16 protein-coding genes are annotated in these 19,469 nt (G+C 68.3%); 10 read left to right on the top strand and 6 right to left on the bottom strand.

Annotated features, from left to right (window positions below):
- Window positions 1-12 precede the first annotated feature (12 nt).
- Window positions 13-912, top strand: a complete 900-nt coding sequence (locus AKI39_RS17300) for an NAD(P)-dependent oxidoreductase (RefSeq protein WP_066638718.1) — start codon at window positions 13-15, stop codon at window positions 910-912.
- On the opposite strand, the gene AKI39_RS17305 is transcribed toward AKI39_RS17300, so the two are convergent.
- Window positions 875-1,756: a ferritin-like domain-containing protein gene (locus AKI39_RS17305; protein ID WP_066638725.1), complete on the bottom strand. Its 882-nt coding sequence runs from the start codon at window positions 1,754-1,756 to the stop codon at window positions 875-877. The two genes, AKI39_RS17300 and AKI39_RS17305, sit on opposite strands and share 38 nt — an antisense overlap.
- Window positions 1,757-1,848: 92 nt before the next feature.
- Here AKI39_RS17305 and AKI39_RS17310 point away from each other — a divergent pair, with 92 nt between their 5' ends.
- From AKI39_RS17310 to AKI39_RS17345, 8 genes are all read left to right on the top strand, one after another.
- Entirely contained in the window at window positions 1,849-2,988 is a 1,140-nt protein-coding gene (locus AKI39_RS17310) for a GNAT family N-acetyltransferase (RefSeq protein WP_066638728.1), read from the top strand.
- Window positions 2,989-3,114: 126 nt separating this feature from the next.
- Window positions 3,115-4,746, top strand: a complete 1,632-nt coding sequence (locus tag AKI39_RS17315; protein WP_066638731.1) for a methyl-accepting chemotaxis protein — start codon at window positions 3,115-3,117, stop codon at window positions 4,744-4,746.
- Complete coding sequence (locus AKI39_RS17320; RefSeq protein WP_066638733.1) at window positions 4,746-5,285, top strand: chemotaxis protein CheW; 540 nt, start codon at window positions 4,746-4,748, stop codon at window positions 5,283-5,285. The genes AKI39_RS17315 and AKI39_RS17320 overlap by 1 nt, the downstream gene beginning before the upstream one ends.
- Complete coding sequence (locus AKI39_RS17325) at window positions 5,282-6,643, top strand: CheR family methyltransferase (RefSeq protein WP_066638736.1); 1,362 nt, start codon at window positions 5,282-5,284, stop codon at window positions 6,641-6,643. Before AKI39_RS17320 ends, AKI39_RS17325 begins: the two co-directional genes overlap by 4 nt.
- Window positions 6,636-7,298 carry a chemotaxis protein CheW gene (locus AKI39_RS17330; RefSeq protein ID WP_066638739.1) on the top strand — a complete coding sequence of 221 codons (663 nt, stop codon included), beginning with the start codon at window positions 6,636-6,638 and terminating at the stop codon, window positions 7,296-7,298. Before AKI39_RS17325 ends, AKI39_RS17330 begins: the two co-directional genes overlap by 8 nt.
- Window positions 7,295-9,529: a hybrid sensor histidine kinase/response regulator gene (locus tag AKI39_RS17335; protein WP_066638741.1), complete on the top strand. Its 2,235-nt coding sequence runs from the start codon at window positions 7,295-7,297 to the stop codon at window positions 9,527-9,529. The genes AKI39_RS17330 and AKI39_RS17335 overlap by 4 nt, the downstream gene beginning before the upstream one ends.
- Window positions 9,526-10,548, top strand: coding sequence for a chemotaxis response regulator protein-glutamate methylesterase (locus AKI39_RS17340; RefSeq protein ID WP_066638743.1), 1,023 nt, complete (start codon window positions 9,526-9,528; stop codon window positions 10,546-10,548). The genes AKI39_RS17335 and AKI39_RS17340 overlap by 4 nt, the downstream gene beginning before the upstream one ends.
- A gap of 16 nt (window positions 10,549-10,564) precedes the next feature.
- Entirely contained in the window at window positions 10,565-11,581 is a 1,017-nt protein-coding gene (locus AKI39_RS17345; protein ID WP_066638746.1) for a response regulator, read from the top strand.
- A gap of 1 nt (window position 11,582) precedes the next feature.
- Here the strand turns inward: AKI39_RS17345 and AKI39_RS17350 are convergent, their stop codons facing one another.
- The 3 genes from AKI39_RS17350 to manD form a co-directional block, all read right to left on the bottom strand.
- On the bottom strand, window positions 11,583-12,311 hold the full coding sequence (locus AKI39_RS17350) for a GntR family transcriptional regulator (RefSeq protein WP_083228906.1): 729 nt from the start codon (window positions 12,309-12,311) through the stop codon (window positions 11,583-11,585).
- 105 nt (window positions 12,312-12,416) lie between these two features.
- Window positions 12,417-13,766: an MFS transporter gene (locus AKI39_RS17355; RefSeq protein ID WP_066638749.1), complete on the bottom strand. Its 1,350-nt coding sequence runs from the start codon at window positions 13,764-13,766 to the stop codon at window positions 12,417-12,419.
- A gap of 97 nt (window positions 13,767-13,863) precedes the next feature.
- Window positions 13,864-15,072: a D-mannonate dehydratase ManD gene (gene manD / locus AKI39_RS17360; RefSeq protein WP_066638752.1), complete on the bottom strand. Its 1,209-nt coding sequence runs from the start codon at window positions 15,070-15,072 to the stop codon at window positions 13,864-13,866.
- Window positions 15,073-15,132: 60 nt separating this feature from the next.
- Here manD and AKI39_RS17365 point away from each other — a divergent pair, with 60 nt between their 5' ends.
- The gene (locus AKI39_RS17365) at window positions 15,133-16,599 is read left to right on the top strand and encodes a mannitol dehydrogenase family protein (RefSeq protein ID WP_066638755.1); all 1,467 of its coding nucleotides are present in this window, start codon (window positions 15,133-15,135) and stop codon (window positions 16,597-16,599) included.
- A gap of 9 nt (window positions 16,600-16,608) precedes the next feature.
- Here AKI39_RS17365 and AKI39_RS17370 read toward each other — a convergent pair whose 3' ends face one another.
- Both AKI39_RS17370 and AKI39_RS17375 read right to left on the bottom strand, forming a co-directional pair.
- Window positions 16,609-17,091, bottom strand: a complete 483-nt coding sequence (locus AKI39_RS17370) for a cyanophycin metabolism-associated DUF1854 family protein (protein ID WP_066638758.1) — start codon at window positions 17,089-17,091, stop codon at window positions 16,609-16,611.
- Window positions 17,066-19,369: a cyanophycin metabolism-associated ABC transporter gene (locus tag AKI39_RS17375; RefSeq protein ID WP_066643233.1), complete on the bottom strand. Its 2,304-nt coding sequence runs from the start codon at window positions 19,367-19,369 to the stop codon at window positions 17,066-17,068. Before AKI39_RS17375 ends, AKI39_RS17370 begins: the two co-directional genes overlap by 26 nt.
- Window positions 19,370-19,469: the final 100 nt, after the last annotated feature.

Consider the following 19,469-nt stretch of genomic DNA (forward strand, 5'->3'; position numbering starts at 1 on the left):
CCGGAGACAGTCATGGCGCAAGCCGGCAAGAACCGTATCGGCATTATTGGCGTGGGCCAGATGGGCCACGGGATCGCGTTCAACATCGTCAAGGCCGGCTATCCGCTGGTCTTCCTGGACCACCCGGGCAACCAGCCCGTGGACGATCTGCTGGCGCGTGGCGCTGCGCGCGCGAGCACGCCCGCCGATGTGGCGCGGCAGGCGGACATGGTCATCCTGTGCGTGACCGGTACGCCGGAGGTAGAGGACGTCCTTTTCAAGGAGGACGGCGTGCTGGCCGGCATGCGGCCGGGCACGGTGGTGATCGATTGCTCCACCGCCATCCCCTCGTCCACGCTGCGGGTCGCCCAGGCGGTTGAAAAGGCCGGCGGCCTGTTCCTGGATGCCCCAATGACACGCACGCCCAAGGAGGCCGCCGAGGGGCGGCTGAACCTGATCGTGGGCGGGGACCCCGCCCTGTTCGAGCGCTGCAAGCCGGTGCTGCAAACCTATGCGGAAAACATCGTGCACGCCGGTCCGATCGGCTCGGGTCACCGCCTGAAGCTGCTGCACAATTACGTGTCGCTGGGGTTTTCGGCGGTACTGGCCGAAGCCGCGGCCTGCGCCCGGCTGGCCAACGTGGATTCCGCCGTGCTGCTGGAGATCCTGGCCAAGGGCGGCGGCGATGGCGTGGTGCTGGGGCGCCTGCGCCCCTATATCGAATCCGGCGACACGGCGAACTTCCGCTTTTCCATCGCCAATGCGTTGAAGGACATGGGGTACTACACCACCATGGCCGAGGAAACCGGCGCGCCCCACGGTACCGCGCAAGCCATCCGCGATACCTATGCCGACGCGAGCCGGGCCGGCATCGCGCAGGCGCCGGTCCCGCAAATCATCGACTATCTGGCCGGTCCGCCGGCACGGCACTGAGCCTCTCTGGCCCGCGCGCCGCGTCCAGGGCGGCCAGCTCCGCTTCGTCGAAACCGGCCGCCCGGCGGGCCTCCAGATTGAACGGTCCGCGCTGGCGCGGCGCCGCGTAACGGGCCGCCAGTTCGGCGTGCCAGGCGACGCTATCCTTGCCGTGCGCCGTGCACAGATACCGCCACCAGCGGTTGCCGACGGCGACATGGCCGATTTCGTCGCGCAGGATGATTTCCAGGATGGCCGCGCCCGCCTCGTCGCCCACCGCCCGCAGCTTGTCGCGAATCTGCGGCGAAGCGTCCAGGCCGCGCGCTTCCAGGATGCGAGGCACCAGCGTCAAACGCGCCGCCAGATCGGCGCGCGTCTTTTCCGCCATTTCCCACAGGCCGTTGTGTGCCGGGAAATCGCCATAGGCGTAGCCCAGCGTGCCCAGGTGGGCGTTCAGCAGCTGGAAATGGCTGGACTCCTCCCGGGCCACGCGCAACCAGTCCCGGTAGAAGCCCGCCGGCATGCCGGCAAAGCGCCACAGGATATCCAGCGCGAGATTGACCGCATTGAACTCGATATGCGCCAGGGCATGGATCAGGGCGGCCCGCCCCGCGGTCGTGCCGACCGGGCGCGGCTTGAGCTGGGCCGGGGCAACCAGCTCCGGCCGGGCAGGCCTGCCGGGCAGGCCGGGCGGAGCGGTCAACGTGGCTAGGGTGTCAACCTGCCCGTCCAGGGGCATGGCGTCGACGGCCCGCAGCTTCGCGGGCCAGTCCGCCAGGGCCAAGGCGCGCAGGGCGTCGCGGCGCAGCTCGCCTGCCGGCAGTGGGATGGAGGGAACGGGGTCATCGGGTACGGCGTGGCTCATCCCGGCAGTATAGGAAAAAGGAGCACCCCAGGCCGCGCATCCGGCTTGCTCCCCTGCTGCCCTATACTGCACGGGCATCGAAGCTGACCGCCATGACCGCCGACATACGCCTGCAAGTCCTTGAATCCCTTAGCGATGTGGAGCCGGCCCAATGGGACGCGCTGGCGGGGCGCCAGCCTTTCCTGCGCCATGCCTTCCTGACCGCACTGCACCAGACCGGCTGCGCGGCGTCGGACACCGGATGGGCGCCCTTCTATCTGGCCCTGTGGCGCGACGGCGCCCTGGCGGGCGCCATGCCGCTCTACGTCAAGTCCCATTCCCGGGGCGAATATGTGTTCGACCAGCTCTGGGCCGATGCCTTCGCTCGCCATGGCCTGCGGTACTACCCCAAGCTGCTGTGCGCCGTGCCGTTTACTCCGGTGACCGGACCGCGCCTGCTGGCCGCGGCCCACGAAGACCGCGTGCGGCTGGCCAACGGCGCCATCGAACTGGCGGCGCGGCTGAAGCTTTCTTCGCTGCATGTGCTGTTTCCCGCCGAAGAAGACCTGGCCGCGCTGCGCGAGGCCGGCTACATGGTCCGCCAGGGCGTGCAGTTCCACTGGCGCAACCAGGGCTATGCAGGGTTCGAGGGCTTCCTGGCGTCGCTGAACCACGATAAACGCAAAAAACTGCGCCAGGACCGCAAACGCGTCGCCGCGGCGGGTGTCACCTTCCGCTGGCGGCGCGGAGCGGACATCGACGACGACGCCCTGCGCTTTTTCCATGGCTGCTACGAAGAAACTTACCGCAACCATTGGTCTTCGCCGTATCTGAGCCTGGACTTCTTCCGGCGCGTGCATCACGCGCTGCCAGACGCCTTCGTCCTGATCGAGGCGGTGCGCGACGGCGAGCCCATCGCATCGGCCCTGAACGTTACCGACGGCGCCGTGCTGTATGGACGCCACTGGGGGGCGCGCGCCTTCGTGCCCGGGCTGCATTTCGAGACCTGCTATGTGCAGGGCATCGAATACTGCCTGGCGAACGGCATCGAATGCTTCGAGGGCGGCGCCCAGGGCGAACACAAGATGGCCCGCGGGCTGCTGCCGGTGCCGACATGCTCGGCGCACTGGATCGCCGACGCCCGCTTCGCGGACGCCATCGCCGACTTCCTGGACCAGGAAGGAGCCGCCGTGGGCGAGTACCGGGACGAACTGGCCGCCCATACGCCGTTCAAAAACAACGACGAAGCCTGAATTCCGGCCTGTAACCCGGCTTGGAGCGATCCTTGCTTGAAATGCGGGACAGCGGCATCGTATTGTGTCGGGTCAGTCGTTTTCGACAAAATTCAAAAGTCTCCGCAACAAATCCGAAAAGTCCGTATGAAGAATCAATCTTTGAAACGGCGTCTATACGCGAGCTTCGCCGCCGTGCTGGCCGTGATGCTGTTGATGGTGGTCGTGGACTACCTGCGGCTGCTGGCGATCGATGAAGACGCGCAAGGGCTAAGCAAGGACTCGCTGCCCGGGCTGCGATACAGCATCGATATGCGGGACACCTGGCGCGATGCCTTCGAAATGCTGCGCGAAGGCATCGCGCACCAGGCGGAACAGCCCGGCGCCGACGGCGTGGCGGCCCTGCGCGCCACACTGGCCCGCACGCACGGCCAGCTCGATGCGGTTATGCGGGGCTACGAGGCCACGCCTTTCGTCGACAACGACCGCGCCGTCTACGACGAATTCAGGCGCACGCTGGAGACATACCGCAAGACCGAGGACGGGGTGCTGGCCATCCTGCAGACCGGCGATGCGGCCCGCGCGCGGCTGTTGTCGCGGGAACAGCTGCAGCCGGTTTTCCACACCGGCCTGGCCGTGACGGACAAGATGCTGGTGGACAACCGTACCCGTGCCGATTCCTCCACCACGCAAATCCTGCAAGCCTTGCGGCACACCGAAATGGTCATGCTCGTCGGGCTGATCCTGGCACTGCTGGTGGCCGCGGTGGCGGGCATGCTGCTGATGCGGGCCATCAATGGCCCGATGCAGCGCATCGTCGCCGTCCTGGGCGCCTTGGGCTCGGGCGACCTGGCCAGCCGCCTGGACCTGGGCCGGCGAGACGAGTTCGGCGCCGTCGAGACGGGCTTCAACCGCATGGCCGACGAGTTGGCCGACCTGGTCGGCAAGACGCAGCGGTCCGCCATCCAGGTGGCCACATCGGTCACACAGATCGCGGCCACGTCCAAGGAACAACAGGCGACGGCCTCGGAAGTCGCGGCGACCACCACGGAAATCGGTGCCACCTCGCGCGAGATCGCCGCGACGTCGCGCGACCTGGTGCGCACCATGAACGAAGTCTCGGGGGCCGCCGACCAGACCGCCACGCTGGCCGACGAAGGCCATCACGACCTGGCCCGCATGGAAACCACCATGCGCACGGTCGTCGACGCGGCCGGCTCGGTGAATGCGAAACTGGCCGTGCTCAACGAAAAAGCCGGCAACATCAACCAGGTGGTGACCACCATCAACAAGGTCGCGGACCAGACCAACCTGCTGTCGCTGAACGCGGCCATCGAAGCCGAAAAGGCAGGCGAATACGGCCGCGGCTTCGCGGTCGTGGCGACGGAGATCCGCCGCCTGGCGGACCAGACGGCAGTCGCCACCTACGACATCGAGCAGATCGTGCGGGAAATCCAGTCTTCCGTGGCGGCCGGCGTCATGGGCATGGATAAATTCTCGGAGGAAGTGCGGCGCGGCATGACCGAGATGCAGCAGGTGGGCGAGCAGCTGGCCCAGATCATCCAGCATGTGCAAACGCTGGCACCTCGCGTGCAGATGGTCAATGAAGGCATGCAGGCCCAGGCCACCGGCGCCGAGCAGATCAACCAGGCGCTGAGCCAGCTGGCCGACGCCACGCAACAGACCGTGGAATCGCTGCGCCAATCCAGCGTCGCCATCGAGGACCTGAACGGGGTCGCCGGCGAACTGCGCGGCAGCGTGACGCGGTTCAGGATGTGATGGCTCCCAGCACGCGCGGTTCCGGCCCAGTGGCGCCCGCCGGCCCCGGCGGCCGCAAACGGCTGTTGTACCTGCGCTTCGATATCGCCGGGGACCGCTACGTGCTGCCCGCGTCGTCCATCGTGCGCATGCTGCCGGTCACGCCGCTGAAAAGCCTGCCCGCCGCCCCGCCGTGGGTGGCCGGCGTCCTGCTGTACGGCGACACCCCGGTGCCGGTGATCGACGTTCGCGCGCTCGCCCTCGGCCAGGCCTCGGCGGCGCGTGCCAGCACGCGCATCGCGGTGGTGGACTATCGTCCAGCCGCGGACGCGCCCGCGCATCTTCTGGGGCTGCTGCTGGAACACGCCACGGAGACCGTGCATTACGATCCGGACGACTTCGTCCCGTACGGCCTGGATAATCGCGACGCGCGCTACCTGGGGCCGGTGCGGGCCGACGCGCATGGCATGGTGCAGTGGGTCCATCTGCGGGACCTGCTGCCGGCGGACGTGCGCGAGCGGCTGTTCCAGGATGCCGCGCAGGAGGCCGCCGCGCCATGATCGTGGGCAACATCAGCGCGCTGCTCAAACGCTGGATGGGCCTGGATGCCGAATCCATCGGCATGGCGGCCGTGCGGCGCGCGGTGCGCCAGCGCGCCCAGGCCACGACGGGGGGCAACGAAGCGGCGTATTGGCAGCTGCTGGCAGGCTCGCCGCAGGAGCAGCAGGAACTGATCGAGACCGTGGTGGTGCCGGAGACTTCGTTCTTCCGGCATGCCGAATCCATGGATACGCTGGCAGCGCTGGCGCGCCAGCGCGCCTCGCACGGCGCGGCCCTCCGCATCCTGAGCCTGCCCTGCTCCAGCGGGGAAGAGCCTTACACGATCGCGATGGCCTTGCTGGACGCCGGTGTCGATCCGGAGCGTTTCGCGGTCCTGGGCATGGACATCAGCGATCGCCTGGTGGCGCGCGCCGAGCAAGGCCTCTACGGCCGCAACGCCTTCCGCGGCGAAACGCTGGACTACCGTGCACGGCATTTCACGGAGACGCCCCAGGGGTATTCCGTGAGCCCGCGGGTGCGCGCGCACGTCCGCTTCCAGTCCGGCAACCTGCTGGATCCCGCCCTGCCCTTGCCGGCGGACGCCTACGACTTCGTGTTCTGCCGCAATCTGCTTATTTATTTCGACAATGCGACCCAGGAGGCGGCCGTGGGCGTGCTGCGCCGGCTCTGCCGGCGCGATGGCGTGATCTTCGTCGGACCGGCGGAGGCCAGCCTGCTCACTCGCCTGGGCATGAAGCAGATCGACGCGGCGCGTGCGTTCGCGTTCCGCAATGCGCAAGAGGACACGGCGTCCGTGCACGCGCAGCGTGAGCGCGGCGCGGGACCGCGATCGCGTTCGCCCGCGTGGCCGTCCGAGGGGGACGCACGGAGCCGGACGGAGCCCGCGCCAGGCCGGACGGCAAGGCTGGCCTCGGTATCGGCCGCGGCGCGATCCGGATGGGCCGCCGCGTCGCGCTCCGGCCCGGCGATATCATCGGCACCGAAAGCCGCATCGCCACCACCCATCGAAGAATCGCCATCCGCAGGCCACGGCGGCGATTCCGCCGTCCCATCGTCCCTGGCGGCTATCCAGGCATTGGCCGACGCCGGACGGCTGGACGAGGCACGCGCGGCCGCCGCGGCGCACGTCGAAACGCATGGGGCGTCCGCCGACGCCTACTACTTGATCGGCCTGCTGGACGACGCCGCCAGCCAGCCCGCCGCGGCCGAAGCCGCCTATCGCAAGACCTTGTACCTGGACCCTGGGCACCGACAGGCGCTGCTGCATCTGGCATCGCTGCTGGAAACGCGCGGACAAATCGCGGCCGCCCGCCAGCTGAGAGCGCGCGCCGCGCGCCGCGAGAACCGCCATGCATGACCGCACGCCCGCCGTGGACGATTGCTGGAACCGCATCGGGGTGCGCGGCGACCGTTCCTGTCCGCGCTTGAACGAATACGTGCATTGCCGGCAATGCCCCGTCTACGCGACCGCGGCGAAGAACCTGCTGTACCGCGTCGCGCCCAGCATGCCGGCGGCGGCCGGCACCACGGACAGCCCCGACTTGAACGGAGTGGACCCGCAGGCGGCCGGCATGAAATCGCTGCTGGTCTTCCGGCTGCACGGCGAATGGCTGGCCCTGCCCGTCGCGGCGCTGGCGGAGGTCACGCCGATGCGGCCCGTCCATAGCCTGCCGCGGCGTTCGGGCATCGTGCTCGGCGTATGCAATGTGCGAGGCCGCCTGATCCCGTGCATATCGCTCGCCACCCTGCTGGATCTCGCGCCGCGAGACGAAGCCGGCGCCGGCAAAGCGGCGCCGCGCATGCTGGTCCTGTCCATGCATACCGGAACGGTGGTCGCGCCGGTGGACGACGTCGCGGGCATACAGCCCTTCGCGGCCTCGTCCATAGGCCCGCTGCCGGATACGCTGGCCGGTGCGCGCTACGCCAGCGGCGTGGTGCGCTACCGCGAACGCGCCGTTGGCGTGCTTGACGGCGCGCGGCTCGCGCGGGCCGTCGAAGAGAGGCTGGCATGAGTCCCAACCCCTTGCGCGACGCCTCGCTGCTGGACCTGTACAAGATGGAAGCGGCCGCCCAGGTGCAGGTGCTGGACGCCGGACTGCTTGCGCTGGAGCGCGATCCGCGGGCCGAGGCGCATCTGGCCGCCTGCATGCGCGCGGCCCATTCGCTCAAGGGTGCGGCCCGCATCGTCGGGCTGGACGGCCCGGTCCGCGTGGCCCATGCCATGGAAGACCGGCTCGTCGACGCCCAGAAAGGCCATGCGCCCCTGGACGCCCACGCCATCGACCTGCTGCTGCGCGGAACCGACCTGCTGCGCAACATGCCGACGCAGGACGGACAAACCGACTTCGTGGCCGCGCGCACCTTCGTGGAATCGCTGATGCAGTCGGGCGGCTCGCGGGCGGACACCATGTATTCCGAGGCCGCGACCGAACCCGCGCCGCCGGATGCCGCACACGCCGCCGCCCCCGCACCGGCCCCATCGGAACGCCCCGGCGAACGCGCGCTGCGCGTGACGGCCCGCACGCTCGATGAATTGCTGGGGCTGTCCAGCGAAACACTGGTAGAGGCCAACCGCCTGTCGCCCTTCGCGGCTTCCCTGCTGCCGCTCAAGCGTATGCAGGACGGCTTGGCGAAACTGCTGGAGTCGCTGCATCACCGCACCGCGGGCACGGCCGTGGACGAGGACATCGCCGCCGCGCTGGCGCAGGCGCGCCAACAGGCGGACGCCTGCCAGCGGATGCTGGACGACCGCATGGCGCAAGCGGACCAGTTCGGCTGGCGCATCGGCGATCTGGGCCAGCGGCTGTACGACACGGCGCTTCGATGCCGGATGCGCCCCTTCGGCGACACCCTCGCCAGCTTGCCGCGCATGGTGCGCGACCTGGCGCGCACGCTGGGCAAGCAGGCCCGCCTGGAGATCGTCGGCGCCACCACCCGGGTGGACCGCGACATTCTGGAAGGCCTGGAGGCCCCGCTGACGCATCTGCTGCGCAACGCCGTGGACCACGGCATCGAAACGCCGGCGCGCCGCCGCGCGGCCGGCAAGCCCGAGGAAGGCACCGTCACCCTGCAGGCGCGCCATAGCGCCGGCATGCTCCTGGTGGAAGTCAGCGATGACGGCGCCGGCATCGACGTCGCCGCGCTGCGCGATGAAGTCGTCCGCCGGGGCCTGGCGACGCAACACACCGTCGACGCGCTCAGCGAAAGCGAAGCCCTGGCCTTCCTGTTCCTGCCTGGTTTCACCACGCGCAGCGCGGTCACCGAGATATCGGGGCGCGGTGTGGGCCTGGACGTCGTGCACGACATGGCGCGCCGCCTGCGCGGAACCGCCCGCGTGCACCAGCGGCCCGGCGAAGGCGCCCGCTTCACCCTGGAGCTGCCGCTGTCGCTATCGGTCGTGCGCAGCCTGATCGTGGAAATCGCCGATGAACGCTATGCCTTTCCACTGGCCCACGTATCCCGCACGCTGCGGCTGCCGCGCGATGCCGTCGAACAGCTGGAAGGACGACAGCATTTCACGCACGACGGCCGCCAAATCGGCCTGGTCGGCGCCAGCCAGGTCCTGGAGTACACGCGGCGCCCGCCGCTGGGCGAAGTGGTGTCGGTGGTCCTGCTGACCGATACGCAGGGGCACCATTATGGCGTGGCGGTGGACCGCTTCGTGGCGGAACAGACCCTGGTGGTACAACCGCTGGACCCGCGCCTGGGGAAACTGCAGGACATCCAGGCGGGCGCGGTGATGGAAGACGGCGCGCCCGTGCTTATCCTCGATGTGGAGGACATGCTGCGCACCATCGAGAAACAGGTCGCCAGCGGGACGCTGCAGCGCGTCGATGCGGACGCCGCGCCGCGCATGCCGGAGCGTCGCAAGCGCATCCTGGTGGTGGACGATTCCTTGACCGTACGCGAGCTGGAACGCAAACTGCTGTCGAACCGCGGCTACGACGTCGCCGTGGCGGTCGACGGCATGGACGGCTGGAACATGGCACGGGCGCAGCACTTCGACCTGGTCGTCACCGACGTCGATATGCCACGCATGGACGGCATCGAACTGGTCACGCTGATCCGCAAGGATCCACGCCTGCAGTCCATGCACGTGATGGTCGTGTCGTACAAGGACCGCCCGGAAGACCGCCAGCGCGGACTGGATGCCGGCGCGGACTACTACCTGGGCAAGAGCAGCTTCCACGACGACGCGCTGCTGGACGCCGTCGAGGATCTCATCGGACGGGCGGGCACGTGAAAATAGGCATCGTCAACGACAAACCGGCGGCGGTGGAAGTGATCCGGCAGGCGCTGGCCGGCGACCCCGACCTGCAGGTTGCCTGGGTGGCGTCCGATGGCGCCGAGGCCGTGCAGCGATGCGCGGCGGCGCGGCCCGACATCGTCCTGATGGAGCTGGCGATGCCCGTCATGGACGGCAGCGAAGCGACGCGCCGCATCATGGCCGATACGCCCTGCGCCATCATCATCGTCGCCACCGACGTCGAGCGCCACACGGCCTGCGTCTTCAATGCCATGGGCCATGGCGCCCTGGACGCGATCGAAATCCCGGCCCTGGCCGACCAGGACCCGCGCGCAGCAGCGGCGCCGCTGCTGCGCAAGATCCGCAACGCGGGATGGCTGATCGGCGCCTACGATCGCCAGCGTCCGGCCACGCGCATACCCGCCGAACCGGCGCCCCCAGGGCAGGGGCAGTTGGTGGCCATAGGCGCCAGCGCGGGCGGGCCGCCTTCGCTGGCCGTGCTGCTGAAGGCGCTGCCCGCCGGTTTTCCCGCCGGGATCGTGCTCGTGCAGCACGTGGACGCCACCTTCGCGCAGGACATGGCGCGCTGGCTGGACGAACAGATCGACATGCCGGTGCGCCTGGCGCTGGCGGGCGACAGGCCGCAGCCCCGTACGGTGCTGCTCGCGGGTACCAACGACCATCTGGTGCTGATGCGCGATGGCACCTTGAACTACACCAAGCACCCCGTGGAAGGCCTGTACCGCCCGTCCATCGACGTCTTCTTCAACAGCGTAGCGCGCCACTGGCGCGGCGACGCCGCGGGGGTACTATTGACCGGCATGGGCAGGGACGGCGCGTTGGGCCTGAAGGCCATGCGCGACAGCGGCTTTTTCACCATCGCCCAGGACCGCGCCACCAGCGCCGTCTACGGCATGCCCAAGGCCGCGGCGGAACTCGGGGCCGCCATGGAAATCACGCCATTGCCCCAGATCGCCGACAGCCTCTCGGCCCGTTTCGCGCGCAAGCCGGCCTGACAGCAAAGGACACAACATGGAACCTGTCATCGACTACGTGGCCGGCCTCGACAATAAACCCCAAAACGCGATGGTCCTGCTGGTGGACGACCAGATCATGGTGGGCGAAGCCGTGCGCCGCGCGCTGGCCGGCGAACCGAACATCGATTTCCATTTCTGCCCGGACGCGCAGGAAGCGCTGAACGTCGCCACCCAGACGCGCCCTACCGTCATCCTGCAGGACCTGGTGCTGCCCGGCGTCGACGGCCTGACGCTGGTGCGTGCCTACCGGGCGAATCCCGCGACGCGTGACATCCCCATCATCGTGCTGTCTTCCAAGGAAGACGCGCAGGTCAAGAGCGCGGCCTTCAGCGCGGGCGCCAACGATTACCTGGTCAAGCTGCCGGACACCATCGAACTGGTGGCGCGCATCCGCTACCACTCGCGTTCCTACCTGGCGATGCAGCAGCGCGACGAGGCTTACCAGGCCCTGCGGCAGAGCCAGCAGCAGCTGATGGAAATCAACCTGGAACTGCGCCGCCTGACGAATTCCGACGGCCTGACGGGCCTGTCCAACCGGCGCTATTTCGACAGCTACCTGAGCGCGGAATGGAAACGGGCGATGCGCGAGCAAACCGAGATCAGCATGCTGATGATCGACGTCGACCACTTCAAGAGCTACAACGACGCCTATGGCCACATGGCGGGCGACGAGGTGCTGAAGAAGGTGGCGCACACCATCGCCAGCTGCTGCGACCGCTCCACGGACCTGTCGGCGCGCTTCGGCGGCGAGGAATTCACCGTGGTGCTGCCCGGCACGCCGCTGTCCGGCGCGCGCCAGGTGGCGGAGAAAATCCGCCGCTCCATCGAAGGCCTGCATATCCCGCACCGGGATTCGGTCACGTCGGAATGGCTGACCGTCAGCGTCGGCATCGCCACCCTGGTGCCCGACCGGCCGGACCGCTACACGCAGATCATCGATGCGGCCGACCGCGGCCTGTACAACGCCAAGCGCCAGGGACGCAACCGCGTGATGGCCCGCTCGGACGCGTGAATCAATCGTCCTCGGCACCGAACCAGTCGGGGCTGCGCGCCCGTATGGGTTCGAAGGACATCGTCAATTCCCGCAGGTGGTGGCCCATGGCGGCCTGCGCGGCCTGCGGGTCGCCGTCGCGCAGCGCCTGGAAGATCGCCTGGTGCTGGTCGATCAGCATCTCCAGCGGCGACACTTCGGCCAGGCTCAGGTAGCGCACCCGGTCCATATTGGCCTTGATGTTCTCGATCGTCTGCCATACCGCGGGGCACTCCGCCGCCCCAGCGATCGCCTGGTGAAAGGCATCGTCCAGGTCCAGGAAGGCGGCGGTATCGTTGTCGCGCGCGGCCTGGCGCTGGCGCTCCAGCAATTCCTCCATGGCCCGCAACTGCAAGGCCGTGACGCGCTGCGCGGCGCGCCCGGCCACCGCGACCTCGACGGCTTCGCGAATGAAGCGGCCGTCTTCCACGCGCTTGGGCGAGATCTTCATCACGAAGGTGCCACGCTGCGGCCGCACCTGGACGAGGCCCGCCTCGCCCAGCTTGATGAAGGCTTCGCGCACCGGCTGGCGCGACACCCCGAGGCGCTCGGACAGGTCCTTTTCAGAGAGCGGCGATCCCGGCGGAAAGATGCCCTTGACGATGGCCTCGCGCAGCATGCGGTATATCCGCTGGTTCACCGGCCCATGCGTATCCGGGGGCAGCGGCAGCGCCGCCACCCCGCCGTCCGCTCTCTTGCGCGCCACCGCCATGGGCTTGTCCTCGTTCGTCTTACGGCCAGGCCCGAGTATATCGCCGGGACGTGTCCGCGCCGGCACGGCGCCGGGGCAAGGCTGTCTAGGGCCTGTTAACAGGCTCTAACGATGGCCCCAATCGTTCAGGTCGGTACCGCCGCGCCGTGCCGGCGCGGTCTCGGGCAGCAGGCGCAGCGCCAGCAGCGATGCGATACCCAGCGCCAGCATATAGGCCGCCAGCCCCCCATAATGGCCACCGCTGGCCTGGATGATTTTCACCGCGACCAGCCCCAGTATGCCGCTGCCGATCAGCGCTCCGATCTGCCAGATCAGCGCGATGCCGCTGCAGCGCACGCGGGTGGGGAACATTTCGGGGAACATGGAGGCCTGCGGCGCATAGCACAGCGCATGGCCCACCGACAGGACCAGGATCATGGCCAGGTGCGTCAACAGGCGATCGCCGCTGTTCAGCATCAGGAAGAACGGCACCACCATGACGATCTGCACCAGCGCGCCCGCCATGTAGACGGGACGGCGGCCGAAACGGTCGGACAGCAGGCCGGCGACGGGAATGGTGAACAGCTCCAGCCCCACGGCCAGCAGGATGCCTTGCAGCAGCCAGGCGTCGTTCAGGTGGTTAGCCTTGCCGTAGGCCAGCACGATGGTGCTGTACATCGCGAAGGCGCAGGCTTCCACCAGCTTGGCGAATACGCCCTTGGTGATGATGCCGGGATAGCTGCGCAGTACCTCGGCCACCGGCCGCGATTCCACCGCCTTGGTCTTGCGGATTTCGTCGAAGACCGGCGATTCGTCGATCCGCAGCCGCACGTACAGGCCGATGATCACCAGCACCAGGCTCAACAGGAAGGGAATGCGCCAGCCCCAGTCCAGCAACTGCGATTCGCTGAGCGTGGACGTCAGCAGCGCGAACAGGCCGGCCGGGATCAGGAAGCCCGCGGGGGCGCCCAGTTGCACCCAGCTGGCGTAGAAGCCGCGGCGCGCGCGCGGCGCGTACTCCGCGGTCATGAGCACCGCGCCCGCCTGTTCACCCCCCACCCCGAAGCCCTGCAGGATGCGGATCAATACCAGCGCCAGCGGCGCCCAGAAGCCGATGCGCGCATAGGTCGGCATCAGGCCGATGACGAAAGTGCCCAGGCCCACGATCAGGATGGTCACCACCAGGGCCTTCTTGCGGCCCAGCTTGTCGCCGAAGTGGCCGAACACGATGCCGCCGATGGGCCGTGCCAGGAAGCCGACCGCGTAGGTGGCGAATGCCGCCACGGTGCCGACCATGGGATCGGAGCTGGGAAAGAACAGCTTGCCGAAGAACAGCACGGCCGCGGTGGCATAGACGAAGAAATCGTAGTATTCGGCGGCGGTGCCGATGGTCGAGGCCACGGCGGCCCGCCGCAGCATGCCTTCGGGGCGCTCGCCTTGGCCCACGGCGCGGGCTTCGCTGGTAAGGGTGCTCATGTCTGCTCCACTTCCTTCTGTTTTTCACGTGCGGCCGCGCCGGCGGCCGCATCGGGCTATGCGCCGGCCGCGCCTGACGATCCAGGCGCGCGCCGGTCTACCAATTCCACAAGGTGCCGTCGTCCAGGCGGGCCACCGGCAGATAGGCCGGGTCGTACGGGTACCTGGCGGCAAGCTTCTCGTCGATGTCCACGCCCAATCCGGGGGCGTCGCCGGGATGCATGCCGCCCTTGCTGAATTCCCAGGCATGGGGGAACACATCCAGCGCCTCCGGCGGGTAGCCCATGTACTCCTGCACGCCGAAGTTGGGCACCCACAGGTCGAAATGCAGCGCGGCGCCCATGCAGACCGGAGACAGGTCGGACGGGCCGTGGCAGCCCGTGCGGACCTGGTACAACGCGGCGAAATCGGCGATGCGGCGCAGGTGGGTGATGCCGCCCGCGTGGGTCAGCGTCGCGCGGATGTAATCGATGAGCTGTTCTTCGATCAGCTGCTTGCAGTCCCAGATACTGTTGAACACCTCGCCGACCGCGATGGGCGTGACGGTATGCCGGCGAATCAGGCGGAAGGCCTCCTGGTTCTCGGCCGGCGTGGGGTCTTCCATCCAGAACAGGCGATAGGGTTCCACCGATTTCCCCAGCCGGGCGGCCTCGATCGGCGTCAGGCGGTGGTGCACATCGTGCAGCAGGTGGGTATCGAAGCCGAAACGGTCGCGCACCGCCTCGAACAGCCGGGGAATGAAATCCAGGTATTTTTCGCTGGACCAGGACTGTTCCTCGGGCCAGCCCTTGGTGGCGGGCTCGTAGGCGCCGCCGTGCTTGGTGACCCCGTAGACGGATTTCATGCCCGGCACGCCGCACTGGATCCGTATGGCCTGGTAGCCCTGGTCCACGTGCTCGGCGTACTTGTCCAGCGCTTCTTCCAGATCGCGGCCGGTCGCATGGCCGTACACCATCACGCGCTCGCGCGATGCCCCGCCCAGCAGCTGGTACAGGGGCATGCCGGCCATCTTCGCCTTGATATCCCATAGCGCCATATCGACCGCGGCAATCGCCGACATGGTGACCGGCCCGCGGCGCCAGTAGGCGCCCTTGTACAGGTATTGCCAGGTATCTTCGATATTGCGCGGATCGCGACCGATCAACACAGGGCAGACGTGGTCCTTCAGGTAGGACGCCACGGCAAGCTCGCGGCCGTTCAGCGTGGCGTCGCCCACGCCATGCACGCCCTGGTCCGTGACCAGCTTCAAGGTGACGAAGTTGCGGCCGGGACAGGTGACGATGACCTCGGCATGGGTAATTTTCATGGCGGTTCCGGCTTGATCGACTTGACCTTGGATACTACCATACCAGATATGAAACTCGACATGAACGCCGCCCTTCCCCGTCTGGCACCGGACCGCCTGCCCAGCCTGGGCGCCTACCTGCCTGCCCTGCCCTGGACGCAGCCGCGCGTGGGCATCGTCCACCTGGGCCTGGGCAATTTCCATCGTGCACACCAGGCGATGTACACCGAGGACGCCATGCTGGCCGCCGGCGGCGACTGGGGCATCTGCGGCGTATCCCTGCGCCGGCCCGATACGCGCGACGCGCTGGCGCCGCAGGACTGCCTGTACAGCGTGCTGGTGCGCGACGCGAGCGGCCAGCGGGTGCGCGTCGTGCGCGCGCTGCGGCGTATCCTGGTGGCAACGGAAGACACGGACGCGGTGCTGGCCGCCTTGCGCGATCCCGGCGTGCGTATCGTGACGCTGACGGTGACGGAAAAAGGCTATTGCCTGGATCCCCGGACGGGCGGACTGGACCTGGGCCATCCCCTGATCGTCCATGACCTGGCGGACCCGGCGCATCCGCAAAGCGTGCCGGGCTACCTGGCGGCGGCCCTGCGGGCGCGGCGCGAGCACCCCTTCACGGTACTGTCCTGCGACAACCTGGCGCACAACGGCGCGGCCCTGCGCCGCGTGGTGGTCGACTACGCACGGGTGCTGGACCCGGAGCTGGCGGACTGGATCGCGCGCGCCGTGGCCTTCCCCTCGACCATGGTGGACCGCATCGTGCCCGCCACGACGGATGCCGACCGCCAGGCGGCCGCCGAGGCGCTGGGCTGCGTCGACGCCTGGCCCGTACCGGCGGAAAGCTTCCGGCAATGGGTCATCGAAGACCGCTTCCCCGCCGGACGTCCGGCCTGGGAACAGGCCGGCGCGCTACTGGTGGACGATGTCACGCCCTACGAGACGGCGAAGCTGCGCATGCTGAACGGCATCCATTCCACCTTGGCCTACCTGGCGCTGCTGGCCGACATCGAGACGGTCGACCACGCCGCCGGCCAGCCCGACCTGCGGGCGCTGCTGCATCGGATGATGACGGACGACATCGCGCCGACCCTGACGGTGCCCCCCAGTTTCGACAGGGCCCGCTATCGAGACGAGCTGCTGGCGCGTTTCGCCAACCCGGCGCTGAAGCACCGCTGCATCCAGATCGCCATGGACGGCAGCCAGAAGCTGCCCCCGCGCCTGTTGGGCACGATCTCGGATCGCCTGCGCGACGGCCAGGCGGTGGACCGGCTGGCGCTGGGCATCGCGGCCTGGATGCGCTTCCTGTCGGGCCGGTCGGAAGGCGGCGCGGCGCTGGAGCTCAACGACCCGATGGCGGCGCGCCTGCGCGCGCTGGCCGCGCCCGGCGCGCACGATCCGGTCGCGGGCTTGCTCGGGCTGCACGAGATTTTCCCGCCGACATTGGCCGAGGACGTCCGCTTCGCGGGCGCGGTGCGGCGTGCGTACGATGCGCTGGGGCGCCAGGGCGCGCTGGCCACGGCGCGCCGCTACGCGGCGTTGTAGCGGATGCGGCTATAAAAAGCGGTCCAGCAGCTTGCGGCTGTGCTTGTCCAGCGCGCGCATGTCGCCGACCAGGTAATGGATGCCGTGGCTGTCGGCGATCAACAGCGCCTGGCCACCGAGCCGCCGGATATCTTCCTCGCCACGCAGCACGAAGGACGTCGCGCCACGATCGGTCTGGACATTCCAGGTGCAGGGCGTCGCATAGCCGGACACGGCAACGATGCGCTGGATGCGTGGCATGAATTCGCGCGCGCTCAGCGCTTCCTGCACCAGCGTGCGCATGGACGGCGGCAGGTCGTCCACCCGGTCGATCCAGGCCACCTCGTGGCCGGACGGGTCCACCAGGGAACAGCCGCCGTCCGGCGCCGATATCGGAAAGGCACGCACCGGCACGACGCCGTCGACGCTCGCGCCGTCCGGCCCCAGGTACACCAGCCTGCCGTGGGCGTTGCGCTGCAGGGCGAAATCAGGTTTCGGCGACGAGGTCGTCATCGTCATCCTCCTCGCTGGAACGTGCTTCCGCGTCGGCCTCGGCCTGCCGGGCCTGCGCCTGGTAAAGCGCGTGATACGCGCCGCCCGCCGCCATCAGCTGCTCGTGATTGCCTTGCTCGACGATGCGGCCGCGATCCAGGACCACCAGCCGGTCCGCCTTGCGCAGCGTGCTTAGCCGGTGCGCGATGGCGATGGTCGTGCGGCCGCGCACCAGATTGTCCAGGGCTTTCTGGATTTCCTTTTCGGTGGCGGTATCCACCGACGAGGTGGCCTCGTCCAGGATCAGGATGCGCGGGTCGATCAGTAGCGCCCGCGCGATGGAAATGCGCTGGCGCTCGCCGCCGGACAAGGCCTGCCCGCGTTCGCCGACCAGCGAATCGTAGCCGTGCGGCAGCCGCAGGATGAACTCGTGCGCGTGCGCTGCCCGCGCCGCCGCGACGATCTCCTCGCGCGTCGCCTCGGGCTTGCCATAGGCGATGTTCTCGGCGATCGTGCCGAAGAACAGGAAAGGCTCCTGCAGCACCAGGCCGATGTTGCGCCGGTACTGCGCGATGCTCATGGTGCGGATGTCGATGCCGTCCACCAGGATGGCACCCTCGGTCACGTCGTAGAAGCGGCAGATCAGGTTGATCAGCGTGCTCTTGCCCGAACCGCTGTGGCCCACCAGCCCCACCATCGTGCCGGGCTCGATGGACAGGTCCAGCCCGTGCATGACCGACCGGTTGCCATAGCGGAATCCCACGTCGCGCAGTTCGATGCGGCCGCGCAGGCGACCCACCGGCACCGGGTTGCGCGGTTCCGGCACGCTGGACACATGGTCCAGGATATCGAAGATGCGCTTGGCGCCCGCCGCCGCCTTCTGCGTCACCGACACGATGCGGCTCATCGAATCCAGGCGCGTATAGAAGCGGCCGATATAGGCCAGGAAGGCCGCCAGCACGCCCACCGTGATCTCGTGCCGCGACACCTGCCAGATACCGTAGATCCACACCACCAGCAGGCCGATCTCGGTCAGCAGCGTCACGGTCGGCGAAAACAGCGCCCAGATGGTATTGACCCGATCGTTGACGTCCAGGTTGCGCTGGTTGGCCTCGCGGAAGCGGCGCACTTCGCGCTTTTCCTGGGCGAAGGCCTTGACCACGCGTATGCCGGGGATCGTGTCGGCGAGCACGTTGGTGATTTCCGACCACACCCGGTCCACTTTCTCGAAGCCATGGCGCAGGTGGTCGCGCACCGCGTGGATCATCCAGCCGATGAACGGCAGGGGCACCAGCGTCACCAGCGCCAGCCAGGGATTGATGGAAATCAGGATCGCCGCCGTCATCACGATCATCAGCACGTCGGTCGCGAAGTCCAGCAGGTGCAGCGACAGGAAGATGCAGATGCGGTCGGTCTCGCTGCCGATGCGCGCGATCAGGTCTCCCGTGCGCTTGCCGCCGAAATAGGCCAGCGACAGGTGATGCATGTGCTCGTAGGTGGTCGTGCGCAGGTCCGCGCCGATGCGTTCGCTGACCCACGCCAGGATATACGTGCGGCCCCAACCTAGGCCCCAGGCCAGCAGCGCCGAGGCGAACAGGCCCGACAGGTACATCACCACGCGGCCATGGTCGATGGGCGCGCCGTTCTGGAAGGGAATCAGCACCTCGTCCATCAAGGGCATGGTCAGGTACGGCGCGACCAGCGTCGCGGCGGTCGCCAGCAGGGTCAGCACGAAGCCGATGATCAGCGGCAGCTGGTAGGGAACGGCGAAGCGCCACAGGCGCAGCAAGGCCCAGGTGGCGGGCGGTTCGGGCGTCGGCGGATTGCAGGCGGGGCAGACGTCCTGCTCTGCGGTAAGCGGCTCAAGACAGGTGGCGCACTGGCGGTCCGAGGATGCGCCCGGGCTGGACAGGCCGCGCAGGGCGTCGCGCTGGCGCATATAGGCGTCGCGCAGCCGCAGCGCGGCCGGATTCCGCCCCAGCGTGTAGCGCCATACGGCCAATCGCGCCTCGGGCCCATGCAATTCCAGCGCCCCGGCGCCGGCGTGGTCGGAAACCGTTACGCTTTCACTCGCTTCGTAAGGCCAGCGGCGCCATTGGTCGTCGCCCGGCTCGCGGGCGACGATCGCCCGGTCGGTCACGAAAACCAGGCCGTTGCGGAACTTCAGTGCCGCATCGAGGTCTAGCGCCAACCAGGCGAGCAATATCTCGCCCTCACCCAGCTGGGCGACCATGTCGGCGTGCCAGTCACCTGGCAGGGCAGCTGCGTCCGGGACGAAGTCTAAAACGGGTTTCTTCATGGAAAACGTATTCACAGCCGCGGCGGAACCAGCAGGCCGGGACCCCGATTTCGGCGCGAAGCTGAAAACGTGTTCCTTCCTTGCAACACACCGGACGTCA

The organism is Bordetella sp. H567 (assembly GCF_001704295.1).
Classification (GTDB): Bacteria; Pseudomonadota; Gammaproteobacteria; order Burkholderiales; family Burkholderiaceae_B; genus Bordetella_C.